Source organism: Roseospirillum parvum, assembly GCF_900100455.1.
GTDB lineage: Bacteria > Pseudomonadota > Alphaproteobacteria > Rhodospirillales > Rhodospirillaceae > Roseospirillum > Roseospirillum parvum.
Window position 1 is genome coordinate 165,921 of sequence record NZ_FNCV01000007.1, and the last position, 16,476, is coordinate 182,396.

Here is a 16,476-nt window from a genome sequence, read left to right on the forward strand (position 1 = left end):
CCGTCACGCGCTGCCCCGCCCGCGCCCCAGCAGCAGCGGCAGCAGCAGGTCGCCCAGGGTGGTGGCCAGACGCACCCCCAGGGCGGCGGCCAGCACCGTCGCCTCCGGGGCCAGCGGCGCGGCCAGCAGCACGAAGACGCTCTCCCGCACGCCCAGGCCGCCGGGCGCCCCGGGAACCAGGAAGCCGGCCGTCCAGGCGAGCAGGAAGGCGCCGGCCAGGGCGGCCAGATCGGCCGGCGGCGGCAGCGCGCCCCCAAGGCCGACCAGCACCGCCACCGCCAGCCCCCCCAGGCCGAGATAGAACAGCCCCAGCCAGCCGGCGGCGCGCAACACGGCGCCCAGGGGCAGGCGCCGCCAACGGGCCAGCAGGCCGACCAGCAGCAGGGCCATGGCGCAGGCCACGGCCAGCCAGTTCACATCACCCGGCAGCAGCCCGGCGGGCACCAGCCGCCCGGCGCCCAGCCCCAGCCCCAGCAGCAGGGCAAGGCCGGGCATCAGCGCCACCTCGGCCAGACTGGCCTCGGCGAGGCGGCCGTGCGGCCAGCCGTGCAGCGCCCCCATGGCCTGCCGGCCGCCGAAGTGGAAAACGTTGCCGGGCAGGTATTTCAACAGGTTGGCCCGGGCGTAGACGCGCATCCCGGCGAGCCGCCCGCCGGCCGGCGCGCGCCCCAGCAGGCCGCTCCAGGCGAGCGCCGGGGCGGCCAGCAGCAGGGCATAGACCAGCCCGCCGCCGAGCAGCATCCCCACCCACGGCCCGCTCGCCAGATCGCCCAGACTGTCCCACAGCCGGACCAGCTCGCGGCCCAGGAAGACGAGCCCGGCCAGGGTCAGCAGTCCCCCGGCCCGGCGCGCCCATCGGCGCCAGCCGGCCGGCGGCGGGGCGGCGTCGGCGGCGCTCATGGCCCGGCCACCGCGCGCAGCGACTCCAGCCGCGCCGGGTCGCGGGCCAGCAGCAGGGTGGCCTCGGGATAGGGCAGGCTGGGGGTCAGGCCCCGGGTTTCCAGGGCGGCCAGACGGTGGCTGCGGATCAGCTCGGCCAGCCCGGCCCGATAGCGGGCCCGCCGGGCGTTGTCGAACACCACCAGTCCGTCGGCGGCCAGCCGGGGCAGCACGGCGCCCAGGCAGGCCAGTCGGGCCCGGCCGTCGATGACGATCAGATCAAACGGCCCCGGCAGGTCGTCGGCGGCGTGGGCATAGCGCCGGAAGCTCTGCCGTTGCTGCCCCGGCTTGCCCGAAGCGTAGGGGCCGCCGGGCAGCGGCGGGCTGTCCGCCTCGATGAGCCGAAGATCGACCTTGTCCAGGCCGTCGCGGGCCAGCACCCCGGCGACCACCGGGAACCAGCCGGGATGGTGCTCGATGCTGACCACCCGGGCCGCCCGGCGGGCCAGCCAGCAGGTGCTGGCGCCGCTGCCGAACTCGACCACCCGGGCCCCCGGGCGGGCCGCCAGATGGGCCGCCACCAGATCGCTCGCCCGGTAGGTCCACCAGGGCACGTCGAGGCCGACCATGGCCTCGATGTCGTGGATGGCGAACAGGCTGCGCAGCCAGTGGGCGGCGCGCCGCTCCCCGGCCCGCCGATCCAGCCACGCCAGCAGGCCGACGCCCTCGGCCAGCCCCCCGGCCAGCCGCCACAGCCGCACGTACAGGCGCTTCAGGAGTTGGGGGGCGAGGCCGCTGCTCATTGGCGGGAACTCCCGTCCGCGGGGGCGTTCATCACCGGCTCCCGGCACAGCCGATCCGCCTCGGCCGCCGCGAAGCCCTTGGCCCGGGCCAGCTCCAGGCAGAAGGGGCGGTCCCACTGCGAGAATACCCCACCGGCCTGGAAATAGCCGCCGTAACCGTACACCGTGGCCGAGCCGAACAGCCCCGACGCCGCCAGCCCCAGGCCCACGGCCAGCCCCAGTCCCAGGCGCTGGCCCCGGCGGGCGGTGCCGAGCCAGTTCAACAGGCCCGGCGCGGCAAGGGCGATGAAAGCGATGAAGGGCGGCCACAGCTCGACCCGGTAGCGCACCGTCACCGTGGGATAGGCCAGGATGAACAGGGCCGGCACCGCGCATCCCAGCAGCAGCACCCAGCCCCCGGGCCCCGGCCGGGATCCCCGGGCCAGGGCCAACCCCAGCACCGGCAGCCACGCCGCGCCCAGGAACAGCAGGCCCATGCGCCTGGGCTCCAGGCGCACATGCCCGGTCCACTCGGCGAGGGCGGCGTACATGGCCTCGAGGCGCGCCGCATAGGCCGGGAAGTCGGCCAGATAGGTCACGAGGTTGGGGCCGATGCGCCAAAGCTCGAACTGGCCGTGGGTCAGGAAGGTGCGCACCCGGGGGGCGTCGGCCGGCTCCAGGTGCCAATAGACCGGGGCGTACTGCAAGGGCGCCGCCGGGTCCCACGATCCGTGCAGCAGCAGGGGATCGCCGAAGCGGGCCCAGTTGACCGCCAGCAGCGCCGCCCCGAACGCGAACAGCACCAGCAGCGCCGCCACCGAGCGCCCGGCGCCGGGGCGCCAGCCGTGACGTGCGTGGTGCAGCGCCATCAGCCCCACCGCCACCACGTAAAGGCCGATCGCCACCTGCGGCCGGGCGTGCACCGCCGCCCCGGCGCACAGGGCCAGCGGCACGATGATGGCCGGGATCGGCGCCCTGAACAGCAGCGCCCGGCAGGCCAGGACGATCACCCCGGCGGTCAGGCAGAAGGCGATGGCGATGGGCTCGTGATAGAAGCTGTCGCTGGCCGCCAGCAGCAGCCCTGGCCCGGCCAGCCAGACCAGCAGGCCGGCCAGCGTGGTCAGGGTGGCGCGCCCGGCCCGCCCCTGGGGCCCGTGGGTGCGCACCAGCCGCACCAGCAGCCGGTGATAGAGCGCCGTGCCGAGCACCGTGAACAGCCAGATGGTGGGCACCACCAGCGAGACCCGGGTCAGGTCGACAAAAGGGAAGGCCAGGGCGCGGGTCAGCAGCGGCGCCAAGCCGTGATAGATGTAGGCCCGCCCGGCGGCGTCGTAGTGCCCCTCGAAGGCGGCGACGCGCACCGGCACGTCGAAATGCCCGTCGAGCAGGGCCAGGAAATAGCGGTTGTAGAGAAAGGCGCCGTAGCCGTTGCCCGGCAGGGTGCCGAAGGCATCGAGCAGCAGGGCCAGATAGAGCGCCGCCCCGCCGACCATGATCGCCCCGGCCGACCACGGCAGCCGGGCCGCCGGCACGACGGGTATCGGCGTCGGGGTTGGCGGGGCGAAAGCAGGCGGGGGCATCGGCTCCTCGCGGGAGGCGGGCGACAAGGCGCCCCATCATGCCGCGCCCACCGCGCCGCGACCAGCCCCGCCGGCTGTGACGCCGCCCACAGCCGACGCCGATGGGGCTGGCGGCACCCCCCGGATAACAGTTCGATAGTTGCCGAACAATCGTTGACAGGCTCACCCCGCCGCCCCCATACTCGGCCCCATGATCGATCCGCGCCTGGAAGAAACCGCCCGCTGTCTGGCCGAACTGGGGCACCCGGTGCGGCTGGCGGTGTTCCGCCTGCTGGTCCGCGCCGGCCCCGAGGGGGCCCTGGTCGGCGAACTGCTGGCCCATGTGGACATCCCCAAGTCCACCCTGTCGCACCACCTGCAACACCTGATCCTGGTTGGTCTGGTGCGCCAGCAGCGGGAGGGGCGGGCCCTGCGCTGCTTCCTGGTCCGCGAGCGGGCCCACGGCATGATCGACTATTTGATGTCCCACTGCTGCGAGGGGCTGACCGGCCCCTCCTGTTCGCTCCCCGACCCGCACTCCGACGCCGCCTGAGGGCGCGCACCTCCGCGCCGGGTTTCCGCGCTCCCGGACTGTTCGATTGTTCTGCAACACTCATCCCCGAAGAGGCCTCCCGTGACCGACACCTCCCCCGCCTCCGCCCTCGATCAGGACCCCCCGCGCCGCGGCTGGCCGAAAGTCGACAAGGTGTGGCTGGCCCTGCTCGCCGCCCTGCTCGCCCTGGCCGTGCTCGACCGCGCCCAGCTCGGGCCCAGCCTGCTGTTCACCGCCCAGGCGCTGTGGGACATCCTGCCCTTCCTGGTCGCCTCGGTGCTGATCGCCGCCTGGACCAAGGCGACCGGGCTCGACCGGCACGTCTCGCGGGTGACCGCCGGCAACCCGGCCCGGGCCATCGGGCTGGCCGCCCTGTTCGGGGCGCTGTCGCCGTTCTGCTCGTGCGGCGTGGTGCCGATCATTGCCGCGCTGCTCGCCGCCGGCGTGCCGCTGGCCCCGGTGATGGCCTTCTGGCTGGCCTCGCCGCTGATGGACCCGCAGATGTTCCTGCTCATGCTGAGCACCTTCGGCTGGCCGCTGACCCTGGCCAAGACCGGGGCGGCGATCGGCCTTGGTCTGCTCGGCGGGGCGGTGACCCAGGGGCTGGTCAGGCGCGACCTGCTGGGCGAGGTGCTGCGCCCCGGCGTCGCCCCCACCTGCTGCGCCGCCAAGCGCAGCCTGAAGCCCGAGCCGGTGGCCTGGCGCTTCTGGCAGGCGCCGCAGCGGCGCGCCACCTTCCGGGCCAGCGGCCTGGAAACCGGGCATTTCCTGCTCAAGTGGCTGGCCCTGGCCTTCCTGGTGGAAAGCCTGATGCTGGCCTGGCTGCCGGCCGAGAGCATCGGCGCCTGGCTGGGCGCCGACGCCTGGTGGGCCGTGCCGCTGGCCGCCCTGGCCGGCATTCCGGCCTACCTCAACGGCTATGCCGCGGTGCCCACGGTCGCCGGGCTGATCGAGCTGGGCATGACCCCGGCCGCCGGGCTGGCCTTCATGCTGGCCGGCGGGGTGACCAGCATTCCGGCGGCGATGGCCGTCTTCGCCCTGGTCCGACGCCGGGTCTTCGCGCTGTATGTGGGGCTGGGCCTGGGCGGCGCGCTGCTGGCCAGCCTGGGCTACCTGCTCTGGGCCGGCGGCGGATCGGCCGGCTGAGCTCCCGGGGGGGACGCCGGGGGCGTGGTTCCGGCGGCTGCCTCCGGTGTTTCGGGCGGCAGCTCGGCGGCGATCTCCTGGGCCCGCTCGTTGGACCACACCACCTCGAACAGGTGCTGCGGCTCCTTGATGCCCTTCAGGGTGAAGGGCCCGCGCGGGTGGAAGGCCACCGTCTTGCCGGCGCACAGTTCCTTGACCACGCCGGTGCACCAGATCTGCCCCTGGCGGGCCCGGTCGCAGACCCGGGCCGCCAACTGGACGGCGGTGCCGAAGTAGTCGTTGCCCTCGACCACCGGTTCGCCGCAGTTGATGCCCACCTTGAGGCCCAGCGGCAAGCCGGGGGCGCGCTGGTTGTGCTGGATGACGGCACGCTGCACGTCGATCATCGCTTCCACCGCGTCCACCGTGTTGCTGAAGGTGGCCATGATGCCGTCGCCGGTGTGCTTCACCTCGCGCCCGTCGTGGCGCGACAGGGCCGAGCGGACGATGGTGTTGTGGGCCCTGACCGCCTCCTGCGCCCCCACGTCGCCCAACTCCTGGGTCAGGCCGGTGGAGCCGACCATGTCGGTGAAGACGATGGCCATGATGGTGTGGCTGGTCTGCTTGGCCTGCGGGTTGTTCCAGTCGTCGAGCACCGAGGTCAGGTTGGCGAAGGGGTCGGAGTTGCCGGCCAGATGCAGCTCCATGGCCTCGCGCCCGGACTGGATCATGTGCATGTAGCGCGCCTCCATGACGTACTCGTCCAGGCGCTCGACAAAGCTCTGGGCCAGGGCCGGCTTGGTGCCGACCATTTCCACCGTCTGGCGGATCAACGCCTGACGCCCGTCGTCATCGATCTCCCCCTCCAGGCTCAGGGCCTCGGCCGCCCCGGCCAGGAACAGGTTGACCCCGAACTTGTTGAAGGCATCAAGCTGCGGCCGGCTGCTCTTGATCACGTTGACCGCGCCGCCCAGGAAGCGGGTGATCTCCTGGCGCGCCACGTCCATGCCGACGGCCGGCGGCCCGCCCTTGGCCGCCTGCTGCCCGTCGTCCACGGCGTCCGGCGCCTCGTCGACGGGCTCCTCTTCCCAGTCGTCGTCCTCGTCCGGCTCCGGCTCGGGTTCCGGCTCCGGCTCGGGGGTCGGCTTGGGGGGTGGGGGCGGCGGCTCCGGCTCGGGCTCCGGGGTCGGGCCGACGCCGAACAGGCGGGCCCACAGGCCGGGCCTCTTTTCCGGGTCCTCGTCCAGGTCGGCGAACTGGTTCCAGTCGGCGTCCTCGTCGTCGTCCCCGCCGTCGTCGAGGGCAGAGCCCGCCCGGCGGCCCGGCCTGCCCCCGTCGGCGATGCCCCCCAGCGGCACGAACTTCAGCACCATGAACAGGGTGGAAACAAGGAAGCTGCCAAGGAACAGCACGAACAGGATCTGTGGGCCGGCCCGGGGCGGCAGGGCCACCCCGGCCTCGGGCAACTGGCCGAGCACGAACGAGCCGATCACGGTCACCCCGGCGGCCAGGGCAAGGCCGCCGAAGATGACCAGCACCATGCGCAACACCAGATCGGCGCCCGAGGCGGCCACCTGATCGACCTTGCTGCCACCCAGCAGGCCGCCGTCCGGCCCGTACTCGCTGAACGCCTCGTAGCTCTCGGTGGCGCGGGCCGGCGCCGCCTGGACCTCGCGGATCTTGGGGCTGAGGTAGACCACCGCCTCGTCGCTGACGTTGGCCCCGGAGTCGTAGATTTCCCGCACCACCTTGGTCGGCACGCCGAGGTGACGTTCGAGGGCTTTCGCCTCCTCGATCGCCCGGTCGCGCTGGAAGCTGGTGAATCGGGTATGCAGGGTCCAGCCGCGGCGCTGGTAGAGATAGACCTCGAAATGGACAATGGGAGGCATCGCGGCCTGTCAGTCCTGCTGTGATCCGACCAAGGGCCCGACCGGGAGGCGGCATCCCGCCCGGGTCGCCGCGCCGCTGCGCCGAGCCGCGCCAAGCAACCGCCAGCCGTCAGCATGCCGGTCGGTTTTGCATAGGAGCGGCGCGGACCAAGGTCGGTCACCCGTTTTCGGGCCAACCGGGGTCCCAGGCAAATAACTATCCCATGACGGCGCCGCCCCAACAAGCCCGGCGCGGGCCAATCTGAACGGCAAAACCCCGCCAACCGTCGAGGTTGCGGGGTTGGGCCGGACGCCGGGGCTCCCTTGAAAGGGGCCGTCCACCTGGAACCTTGGGAAGCTTCCATCCCCCCCGGACCCTGCGCGGGACCGGGGACGGCGGATCAGGTCTTCAGGCCGAACTTGCCGAACTTGTTGTTGAACTTGGCGAGCTGGCCGGCGGTATCGACCAGTCGGTGCACGCCGGTCCAGGCGGGGTGCGACTTGGGGTCGATGTCCAGGCGCAGGCTGGTGCCTTCCATGGTCGAGCGGGTGGTGAACTCGCTGCCATCGGTCATGGTCACCGTCACCTCGTGGTAGTCGGGGTGGATGTCCTTCTTCATGGGTCTTCGACTTTGCGCCTTTGGGTTTCGGGGGAACGTGGAAGGGCGCTCTTATATCGGACCGCGGCCCCCCGTGCAAGGCCGCCGGTTGGAGGCTCAGAGTTGGGGAGCAGAGAGGAGGCAGTCGCCGCCGGCCGCCGCCTCAGCCGCGCTCGGCCCGGGCGGCGCAGGCGATGCAGGTGGGCACCGTGGGCTCGATCTCCAGGCGCTTTTCGGCGATCTCCTCGCCGCAGCCCACGCAATAGCCGTAGTCGCCCTCCTCAAGGCGGGCCAGCGCCGCCTTGATGCGCCCCGCCTCGCCGCCGCGCGCCCGGTCGGCGGCCTGGGCCATGGCCTGCATCTGCAGGGCGTCCATGCGCGACAGACGGCCCACCGACTGCTGGTCCAGTTCCACCGGGGCGCGGTCCTGGCGGGTCTTTTCCGAGGAGTCGGCCAACGCGGCCAGACGGTCGAGCAGGCGCTGGCGGAACTCGGCGATCCTGGCCTCGGACAGGGGCATGGGGGCTCTCCGTGGGTCGGCGCTCAACGCTGGTCGAGCTTGAACTCGATGCGCCGGTTGCGCCGCCGCGCCTCGGGCCCGCGCCCCGGGTCGAGCGGCTGGAACTCACCGAACCCGGCGGCGACCAGCCGATTGGGCGGCACCCCTTGCGAGACCAGGTAGTTGACCACCGAGATGGCGCGTCCCGCCGACAGCTCCCAGTTGGAGGCGAAGCGTTCGTTGTTGATCGGCACCCGGTCGGTGTGGCCATCGACGCGCAGGATCCAGTTGACGTCGTCGGGGATCTCGGCGGCGATCTGAAGCAGGGTGTCGGCCAGTTGGGCGATGGTCGTCTTGCCCTCCTCGCCCAGTGTGGCCGAGGCGGACTCGAACAGGATTTCCGACTGGAAGACGAAGCGGTCGCCCTCGATGCGGATGTCGTCGCGCGCGCCCAACACCTGACGCAGCCGCCCGAAGAACTCCGAGCGGTACTTCTGAAGCTCCTGCACCTTGCTGGCCAGGGCGCGGTTGAGGCGATTGCCGAGATCGGCGATCTGCGCCTCCTTGGCCGCGTTCTCGGCCTCGGCGGCGTCCAGGGCCTCGTTCAGGCGGGCCAATTCGGCGCGCAAGGCTTCCAGTTGCTGGTTGAGCAGGGCGGCCTGGGCGCGCGCCTCGGCGGACAGCTCGCGCTCGCTCTCCAGCTCGCTTTCGCGGTCGGTGACGGCGGCGTTCAGGCGCCGCACCTCGGCCTGCATCTCGGCCTTCAGGGCCTCCAGAGCCTTGACGTCGTTCTCCAGACGGGCGATCTGGGCCAGCCGGTCGCGCAACTCGTCGGACAGCTCGCTGTTGTCGTCCTCGAGCCCCTCCAGGCGGGCGGCCAGATCGTCGGCCCGGCCGCCGGCCTTTTCCAACTCGCCGGAAATCTGGGCCAGATTGAGCCTCAGGTCCTCGTTGGCCTGACGCTCCAGGGAGAGCAGCGAGGCCAGTTCGTTGACCCGGCGCGACAGTTGGGCCAGGGCATCGTCACGGCCCGACAGCGCCTGCCCCAGGAAGAACTGGCCGAGCACGAAGACCAGCAGCACGAAGATGAGGATCATCAACAGGGAGGCCAGGGCATCGACGAAGCCCGGCCAGATGTCGGTGGCCCGACGCTGACGGCGGCTGGCGAGCCCCATGGCGGCCTACCCTTCCTCGGCCATGGCGGCGATGGTGCGGGTCAGCAGCTTGATCTCGCCGCGGATTTCCTTGGTCGACTGCTCCCGGCCCTGGGCCAGCTCCTTGGCCAGACCGGACAGCGCGGCATCGATGTTGCGGATGTGGCCGCGCGTCGTCGGATCGAGACCGCCGCCGCCCTCGGCCTGCCCCAGCCTGGCCAGCAGCGGTTTCAGCTCGACCTGCCCCTCGGCCACCTTGAGCAGCACCTCCTGCTGGGCTCGCATGTGGTCGGACAGCGACGACAGGCTTTGCGTCAGGGCGCTCAGATGCTGGCTGGTGTCGCGCCGGCTGTCCTCGGAGCGGGCGATGGTCTCCTGCAACTCGGCGACGCTTTCGGCGGTCTGCTCGAGCAGGGCGTGGATGTAGGCTGGCACGCTGCCGCCTTCCTCGCCGCCGTGGAAGCCGCCGCCGGAAGACAGCCGGGTCATCCCCGACAGCCATTCCTCCAGATCGTTGTAGAAGCGGTTCTGGGCCTGCCCGGCCTGCAGGTCGAGGAACCCCAACGCCAGCGAGCCGGCGAGCCCGAACAGGGACGACGAGAAGGCCGTGCCCATGCCCGACAGGGGCGCCTCCAGGCCCTTTTTCAAATCGTCGAAGACCACCGTGATGTCGGCCCCGCCGATCGACAGGTCGCGGATCACCCCGGCGATGGAATCGACCGTCGACAGCAGGCCCCAGAAGGTGCCGAGCAGCCCCAGGAAAACCAGCAGGCCGATGAAATAGCGCGAGATGTCGCGCAACTCGTCGAGCCGCGCCGCGATCCCGTCGAGCAGCGCCCGGGTGGCCGAGGCGGCCAGGGTGAAGCGGGCCCGGTCCTGGTGGCTTTCCAGCATGCGGGCCATGGGCGCGATCAGGCGTGGCGCGCGCTCGACGCTGACCGACTGGCCGTCGCGGAAGCTTTCGATCCAGCGCACCTCCGGCCCGAGCATCATCACCTGCCGGATGTTCAGGCCGACGCCGATCAGGAACACCGTCAGGATCAGGCCGTTGAGCGCCGGGTTGGCGGCAAAGGCCTGCCACAGGGGTGGAAACAGCAGCGCCGCCACCACCACCACGGCGGCCAGGAAGATGCTCATGCGAAGCAGGAAGCGGGTCGGCCGACTCATGGGCTCCTCCGGGGATCCTCAACGGGCGGTGGGTGGGGATGACGGGACGGCGGTGGGTGGGGATGACGGAACGGCGGTGGGTGGGGATGATGGGACGGGCGGGACAGCAACGCGCAGTCAGGCGAACAGACGGGCCGACCGGCGGCGCCGGCAGGTGGCCAGGGCAAGGTGGCCAGGGCGGACCCTCGCCGATCCAGGGTTGGCCGATATTGTGGCAACGGCAAGGCAGCCAGCCCCGCCGCGCCGACACCATCAGCCGCCGATCAGACTGACATCGACCCGGTCGGGCGGGCCGTCGCCGCCCTGGTTGCCCAGGGCACGAACCTCGATGTCGGTGCTGCGCAACCCCTGGTCCATCAGGTAGGTGCGCACGGTCAGGGCACGCGACAGCGACAGCCGGCGGGCCCGGCTGGTGGCACTGGCATCGCCCCCGGCATAGGCCAGCAGTTGGACCTTGATGCCGGTCGCCGCCAGGGCCCGCTGGGCCAGGGCCTTGAGTTCGGGGTGCGCCGCCTCGGGCAGGCGCGAGCCGCCGCCCTCGAACAGCACCCGCACCTCTTCCGAGCCACGGGGCAGGGCGGCCACCTGCTCGGCGGCGGGCTGATCAGCCGCGGGCTGGGACACCGCCTCGGCGGCCTGACTGGGCAGGTCGGGCGCCGCCGGCACCGCCGGCACGGCCACCGGCGGCTCGGGCGCCCGCTGCCCGGCAAGCTGTTGGGGCTCGGGAACCTGGGACTCGGGAACCTGGGACTCGGCAACCTGGGGCTCGGCAACCTGGGGCTCGGCGGGAGCCTCGGGGCTTGGCGGCGCCACCGTCTCGGCGACCAGGGGCAGCGGCTTGTCCGCCGGCAACGGGGCCTGGGCGACGCTGTCGGCCGGCGGCGTGATGTCGGCCGGCGCGGTCGGCCGGCTGGCCGGCTCGGAGGGCGGCGGGGAAGCCGGCTCGGAAGTCGGCTCGGACACCGGTTCGCTGGCCGCCGGACTGGCCACTTGCGGCGCGGGCTGCGGCTGCGGAGCCGGCTGGGGAGCCTCGGCGACCAGGGTGGGCGGCGTCTCGACGCTCTCCACCGCCGCCTCGACGCTCTCCGCCGGTGCCTCGGCACTGGCCGGCGCGCCCCGGGGGGCACCGGCGACCAGCAGCGGCATCGGCGCCTGGGGGACGATCAGCAGGGCGGCCGGCGCCGGGCCGGCGGACTCGACCGGCGCTGGTTCCATCCACGCCCCGGCGGTGGTGGCGCCCATCGGCCCGGCCACATCGCCCGGCGGGGTGAAGGTCGACTGGTAGCTGGCTCCGGCGACCGGCAGCAGGGGTCCGCCATCGGGCGCCGCGACGCCCGGCCGGACCACACCCGGGGCCAGCGGATGGCTGGTCATCGGCCCGTCGCCCTGCCCGCCCCCGAGGCTCGGCGCCGGCACCAGCAGACCGCCCGACGGGGCGCCCCGCCGACCGGCCGGCCCCAGGGCCGAGAAGTCGACTTGCACATTGCCATTGCCCGACCCACCGATGACCACGGTCTGGGCCTGGGCGGCAGGCGCCGCGACCAGCGCCGCCAGTCCGAAGGCGGCGACAAGCCCTGAACGGCGGCGAAAACCGGCTGAGGTGGCAGCCATCGAGGGCGCTCTCCCTAAGAGTACGGACCCCGGACGGGCCCTGGAAGCGGCGGACGGAGCCGGACGACAATCATGAAAGCGCGGGGATTCCGCCCCGCGACTCGGCGGCCAGTGTACCCGCAGCGGCGCCCCGCGACAACCGCCGGAACGCGCGCCCCCATTAACATGACGGCCCTTTCGCGCTACACCTCCAAAGGCTCCTGCAACCGCGAGGTCGCCATGGCGTCGCTCCACGCCCGCTTCCCGAGCCCGCCGCGCCCCGCCGGCCGGCTGCTGATCGCCCTGCTCGCCGCCCTGCTCGCCCCGTCCCTGCCCGCCCTTGCCGAGGCCGAGGCACCGCCCACCGCCACCCTGATCGAGCATCTGGGCAGCCCGGACTCCCTGGCCCGCCAGGAAGCCATCGAGGCCCTCGGCCAGCGCCGCGCCCCCCAGGCGGTCGAGCCGCTGCTGACCCTGCTTGCCGATCCCGCCGCCGACGGTCTGGACCGCATGGCGGCCGCCTATGCGCTGGGCGAGATCGGCGACGGGCGCGCCGTGGCCCCACTGATCGCCGCCCTCGACCGCGACATGAGCGAGCGCACCGGCCTCGCCATGGCCGCCATCCCGGCCCTCGGCCAGCTCGGCGACAGCCGCGCCGTGCCCCTCCTGCGCCGCGCCCTGGCCAAGAGCGACGACCATTGGCTGGGCCGCGCCGAGGCGGCCCGCGCCCTGGGCTGGATCGGCGATCCCTCGGCGGTGCCCGACCTGTTGGCCGCCACCACCCGCACCGACACCCGCGACGCCGCCATTGCCGCCCTGGCCGCCATCGGCGATCCCCGGGGCACCCCCGGCCTGATCGACGCCCTGGCCGCCGGCGAGGCCGAGGACACCCGTGCCGTCGCCCTGGCCGGCCTGACGGAGCTGGGCGCGGCGGTGCTGCCCGGCATCGAGGCCTACCTCGCCGACCTGCCGGCCGAGTTCCTCGACCCGCCCACCCGGACCGGGTTGCGCCAGGTGCTGGAAAACCTGGACAGCCCGGCGGCACGGACCCTGAACAGCCAACTGACCACCCAATAGCAGGCACAAAAAAAGCACGAAACCAATCGGTTCCGTGCTTCCAACCTGCCGCAGTCGGCGCCTTTCCCTCTCCGCCTATTCGACGCCTTTCCTTTTCCGCCTATTCGGCGCCTTTCCTTTTCCGCCTACTCGGCGGGGGCCGGCGCCTCTTCCTCGCCATACAGCGCCTTGTTCACGCGCATCAGGCGGTCGGTGAACGCGAAGCCGGTGTCCGGTTGCGCCTCCCCGCCCACCCCCGGGCCGGCGGCGGTGGCGATCTCGCCCAACTCCTCGGCCGACATGGTGGCATAGGGATTGTCGGCCGTCGGCTCGCCAAGCAGCCGCGCCATGGTCAGGCCCCCATGGTCGATGGCCTTCAGCACCAGCGGCCCGCCAATGCCCAGGATCAGCAAGGCAATCAGACTGAACACCGCCAGCTTGAAGGTCCGCCGCTGGCGCTCATGACGCTCGGTCGCCGCGCCATGGGCGGCGTAGGCGGAAACCACCTCGCGCCGCGCCTCGCGGGCCTGTCCGAATGTGCGCTTGGGCGTGGTCATCGTTACCTGTGCTCGTTTCCAGAGGGCCGGCGGTTCGGCGGGGGAAAACCGAAGCATAAGGATTCGCGGAAAATCTCCGTCGAATTCGATCTAAATATGACACGGACCGAAACGGTCCGCAATTCGGCCAAAGGTCATAAAGGGAAACCGCAAACAACCTGGGGGCTTGCCGCAAGCTCTTTGTCCGACATCCCCCTTGCCCCGGCTGTTTGCCCGGGACGCCCTCCCCCAAATGAGGTATCACCGCCCGATCATGCCCCGCCTCCCCCGCCGCCTGCTGGTGCCCGCCCTTGGCCTGCTTGGCCTGGCCGGCGCCGCCGCCCTGATCGCCGCCAACCAGCCGGCCCGCATCTGGGATGCCTTGCTCACCCTGGGCCCCGGGGTGGTGCCCTTCACCCTGCTCCACCTGATCGCCCTGGTCTGCGACGCCGAGGGCTGGCGCTGCCTGATGCCGCCCGACCGCCGTCCCAGCCGCCGCGCCACCTTCGCCATGCGCTGGGTCTCGGAAGCCGTGAACACCCTGCTGCCGGTCGCCCAGGTGGGCGGCGAGGTGGTCCGCGCCCGCCTGCTGACCCGCCATCTGAAGGCCCGGGGCACGCCGCTCGGCGCCGGCGCCGCCGCCGCCACCGTGGTCGCCGCCATGACCAGCGGGCTGGTGGCGACCATCGTCTTCACCCTGCTCGGCCTGCTCGCCCTGATGATCGCCGGCGGCGACCCCGGCGCCCTGGCCACCGAAAGCGCCCTTGCGGTGGCCGGCACCCTGGGTCTGCTGGCCCTGTTCCTGGCCGCCCAGGCCACCCTGGCCCGCCGCCCGGGGTGGATCGATTCGCACCTGGCCCGCCTCGCCGGACGGCTGAAAGGCGAGTTCGCCGAACACGTCGCCACCGGCGGCCACGACTTCCGCGCCACCATCGGCACCATCTACCGAAATCCCCGCGCCGTCGCCCTGTCGGTGGCCTGGCATCTGGCCTCGTGGCTGGTCGACGCGGCCGCCCTGTGGCTCGGCCTCGCCCTGCTCGAATCAGCCGGCGGCCCGGCCGCCGCCCTGGTCCTGGAAGCCCTGTCCTCGGCGGCGCGGGCCGCCGTGTTCGCCGTGCCGGCCGGCCTCGGGGTGCAGGAAGCCAGCTTCGTGCTGCTCGGCGAACTGGTCGGCGTCGCCGCCCCCGCCGCCCTCGCCCTGGCCCTCCTGCGACGCCTGCGCGAAGCCACCCTCGGCCTGATCGGCCTCAGCCTGTGGCCCCGCCTGGAACGCGCCGAAGGGCGCTGATCGAGGCAAGACCAAGGGGGCGCTGCCCCCTTGGAACCCCCGCCGGGGGGACCAGGGGCCCCCCCGGACCCCCGCCGCGACTTAAAGCCGTGAAGAGGGGGGTATCCGAGCGCACGCGCTCGGATACCCCCCTCTTCACGGCTTTGACTCATGGTGGGGTCTGGGGAGGCCTCCCGGCCTCCCCAGCGGGGTTCAAAGGGGCGGCGCCCCTTTGCCTTGCTCGATCAGTGCCCTCCGGTGAGGTGTCGGATGTGGTCTGGGGGGGTTCCGGTTTGGCGCAGGTGGTCGAGGGTTTGGGCGTGGTCGCGTTTGGCCAGCCGGCGGCCGTCGGGGCCGGTCAGCAGGCGGTGGAAGCGCCACTGCGGCACCTTGAGGTCGAGCAGGCATTGCAGCAGGCGGTGCAGGTGGGTGGCCGGTTCCAGGTCGTTGCCCCGGGTGACCAGGGTGATGCCTTCCAGGTGGTCATCCAGGGTGACGGCGAGATGGTAGCTGGTCGGGATGTCCTTGCGGGCCAGCACCGGGTCGCCGAAGATTTCCGGGGTGGCGATTTGCGGCCCGCGGTCCAGGTCGTGCCAGACCAGCGGCGCGCCGCTGGTCTTCTCGGCCACCAGCGCCAGAGCCTTTTCCATGTCGAGCCTGAGGGCATGGGGCGTTCCGGCGGCCAGCCGGGCGGCGCGCTGGTCCGGTCCGAGTCGGCGGCAGGTCCCGGGGTAGCGCGGCCCGTCCGGCCCGGGCGGCGGGGCGTGCGGGGCGCGGACCGCCTCGGCCACCTCCTGGGTGATCTCGGCCCGGGTGCAGAAGCAGGGATAGAGCAGGCCGAGCGACTCCAGACGATCCAGGGCGGCGCGATAGTCGGCCAGATGTTCCGACTGGCGGCGCACCGGCTGGGGCCAGGACAGGCCCAGCCAGGCCAGATCCTCGAAGATCCCGGCGACGAACTCCTCGCGGCAGCGGCCGGTGTCGATGTCCTCGATGCGCAGCCGGAAACACCCCCCGGGCCCGGCCTGCTCGGCGGCGAACAGGGCGCTCAGGGCGTGCCCCAGGTGGAGCCGCCCGCTGGGCGACGGGGCAAACCGGGTGACCCATCCCACGGACGGCTCGGAAGGCGCGGAATTGTGCGATTTCACCAAAGTGTGACGATTCGGTTGGCGGTTGCTCTGCTAGAAGCTACTATATCTGGTGAGATGGAACCACGGGAGGACACCCCGTGCAGGTGGCCCTGGAAAACTGTCCCGCGCTGGTTCTCAACGCCGACTTCCGGCCGTTGAGCTACTTTCCGCTGTCCCTGTGGTCGTGGCAGGACACCATAAAGGCGGTGTTCCTGGAGCGGGTCAACGTGGTCAGCGAGTACGAGCGCGAAATCCGTTCGCCGCGCCAGGCCGTGCGGCTGCCCAGCGTGATCTCGCTGAAGGAGTTCGCGCCGGTCGCCCGTCGCCCGGCCTTCACCCGCTTCAACGTCTTCCTGCGCGACCGCTTCACCTGCCAGTACTGCGGCCAGCGCTTCCCGACCCACGAGTTGACCTTCGACCATGTGGTGCCGCGCTCGAAGGGTGGGCGCACCACGTGGCACAACGTGGTCACCGCCTGCGGGGCCTGCAACCTGAAGAAAGGCTCACGCCTGCCCCGACAGGCCGGGATGCCCCTGATCCGGGAGCCCATGGAACCCACATCGCCCATGCTCCAGGAATTCGGCCGCGCCTTCCCGCCAAACTATCTTCACGAAAGTTGGCGGGATTTTCTTTACTGGGACAGCGAACTGGACCCCTGGTAGGCGTCGAAAGCCCCTGTTCCGACAGGGACTTTCTGGCGTATCCTGCGCCG

Annotated in this window: 16 protein-coding genes; 5 read left to right on the forward strand and 11 right to left on the reverse strand. The window is 72.2% G+C overall.

Annotated features, from left to right (window positions below):
- Positions 1–3: 3 nt before the first annotated feature.
- Genes BLR95_RS11585 through BLR95_RS11595 form a run of 3 tightly spaced genes read right to left on the reverse strand, consistent with a single transcriptional unit; the run spans position 4 to position 3,241 of the window.
- Entirely contained in the window at positions 4–900 is an 897-nt protein-coding gene (locus BLR95_RS11585) for a hypothetical protein (RefSeq protein WP_092620112.1), read from the reverse strand.
- The gene (locus BLR95_RS11590; protein ID WP_092620115.1) at positions 897–1,682 is read right to left on the reverse strand and encodes a class I SAM-dependent methyltransferase; all 786 of its coding nucleotides are present in this window, start codon (positions 1,680–1,682) and stop codon (positions 897–899) included. The genes BLR95_RS11585 and BLR95_RS11590 overlap by 4 nt, the downstream gene beginning before the upstream one ends.
- On the reverse strand, positions 1,679–3,241 hold the full coding sequence (locus BLR95_RS11595) for a hypothetical protein (RefSeq protein WP_143130989.1): 1,563 nt from the start codon (positions 3,239–3,241) through the stop codon (positions 1,679–1,681). Before BLR95_RS11595 ends, BLR95_RS11590 begins: the two co-directional genes overlap by 4 nt.
- A 190-nt stretch (positions 3,242–3,431) precedes the next feature.
- Here BLR95_RS11595 and BLR95_RS11600 point away from each other — a divergent pair, with 190 nt between their 5' ends.
- Complete coding sequence (locus BLR95_RS11600) at positions 3,432–3,773, forward strand: ArsR/SmtB family transcription factor (RefSeq protein WP_092620121.1); 342 nt, start codon at positions 3,432–3,434, stop codon at positions 3,771–3,773.
- Between the two features lie 81 nt (positions 3,774–3,854).
- Positions 3,855–4,919, forward strand: coding sequence for a permease (locus BLR95_RS11605; RefSeq protein WP_092620124.1), 1,065 nt, complete (start codon positions 3,855–3,857; stop codon positions 4,917–4,919).
- Here BLR95_RS11605 and BLR95_RS11610 read toward each other — a convergent pair.
- The 6 genes from BLR95_RS11610 to BLR95_RS11635 form a co-directional block, all read right to left on the reverse strand.
- Entirely contained in the window at positions 4,883–6,787 is a 1,905-nt protein-coding gene (locus BLR95_RS11610; protein ID WP_092620126.1) for an adenylate/guanylate cyclase domain-containing protein, read from the reverse strand. The genes BLR95_RS11605 and BLR95_RS11610 overlap by 37 nt on opposite strands.
- A gap of 380 nt (positions 6,788–7,167) precedes the next feature.
- A complete protein-coding gene (gene rpmE, locus BLR95_RS11615; protein ID WP_092620128.1) occupies positions 7,168–7,386 on the reverse strand; it encodes a 50S ribosomal protein L31 in 219 nt (72 codons plus the stop codon).
- Positions 7,387–7,528: 142 nt separating this feature from the next.
- On the reverse strand, positions 7,529–7,885 hold the full coding sequence (locus BLR95_RS11620) for a TraR/DksA family transcriptional regulator (RefSeq protein WP_092620131.1): 357 nt from the start codon (positions 7,883–7,885) through the stop codon (positions 7,529–7,531).
- A 23-nt stretch (positions 7,886–7,908) separates the two neighbouring features.
- Positions 7,909–9,039 (reverse strand): peptidoglycan -binding protein, encoded by a 1,131-nt coding sequence (locus tag BLR95_RS11625; protein ID WP_092620134.1) that lies wholly within the window; start codon positions 9,037–9,039, stop codon positions 7,909–7,911.
- Between the two features lie 6 nt (positions 9,040–9,045).
- Positions 9,046–10,185 carry a flagellar motor protein MotA gene (locus tag BLR95_RS11630; protein ID WP_092620137.1) on the reverse strand — a complete coding sequence of 380 codons (1,140 nt, stop codon included), beginning with the start codon at positions 10,183–10,185 and terminating at the stop codon, positions 9,046–9,048.
- A 252-nt stretch (positions 10,186–10,437) separates the two neighbouring features.
- On the reverse strand, positions 10,438–11,796 hold the full coding sequence (locus tag BLR95_RS11635; RefSeq protein ID WP_143130990.1) for an OmpA family protein: 1,359 nt from the start codon (positions 11,794–11,796) through the stop codon (positions 10,438–10,440).
- A gap of 165 nt (positions 11,797–11,961) precedes the next feature.
- Here BLR95_RS11635 and BLR95_RS11640 point away from each other — a divergent pair, with 165 nt between their 5' ends.
- Positions 11,962–12,852: a HEAT repeat domain-containing protein gene (locus BLR95_RS11640; RefSeq protein ID WP_176787803.1), complete on the forward strand. Its 891-nt coding sequence runs from the start codon at positions 11,962–11,964 to the stop codon at positions 12,850–12,852.
- 125 nt (positions 12,853–12,977) lie between these two features.
- Here BLR95_RS11640 and BLR95_RS11645 read toward each other — a convergent pair whose 3' ends face one another.
- The gene (locus BLR95_RS11645; RefSeq protein ID WP_092620143.1) at positions 12,978–13,388 is read right to left on the reverse strand and encodes a hypothetical protein; all 411 of its coding nucleotides are present in this window, start codon (positions 13,386–13,388) and stop codon (positions 12,978–12,980) included.
- Positions 13,389–13,641: 253 nt separating this feature from the next.
- Here BLR95_RS11645 and BLR95_RS11650 point away from each other — a divergent pair, with 253 nt between their 5' ends.
- Positions 13,642–14,655, forward strand: coding sequence for a flippase-like domain-containing protein (locus BLR95_RS11650; protein ID WP_176787805.1), 1,014 nt, complete (start codon positions 13,642–13,644; stop codon positions 14,653–14,655).
- Positions 14,656–14,879: 224 nt separating this feature from the next.
- Here BLR95_RS11650 and gluQRS read toward each other — a convergent pair whose 3' ends face one another.
- Positions 14,880–15,746, reverse strand: a complete 867-nt coding sequence (gene gluQRS, locus BLR95_RS11655) for a tRNA glutamyl-Q(34) synthetase GluQRS (RefSeq protein ID WP_092620149.1) — start codon at positions 15,744–15,746, stop codon at positions 14,880–14,882.
- A 116-nt stretch (positions 15,747–15,862) separates the two neighbouring features.
- Between gluQRS and BLR95_RS11660 the strand changes: the two genes are divergently transcribed.
- Positions 15,863–16,426: an HNH endonuclease gene (locus tag BLR95_RS11660; protein ID WP_245689479.1), complete on the forward strand. Its 564-nt coding sequence runs from the start codon at positions 15,863–15,865 to the stop codon at positions 16,424–16,426.
- Positions 16,427–16,476: the final 50 nt, after the last annotated feature.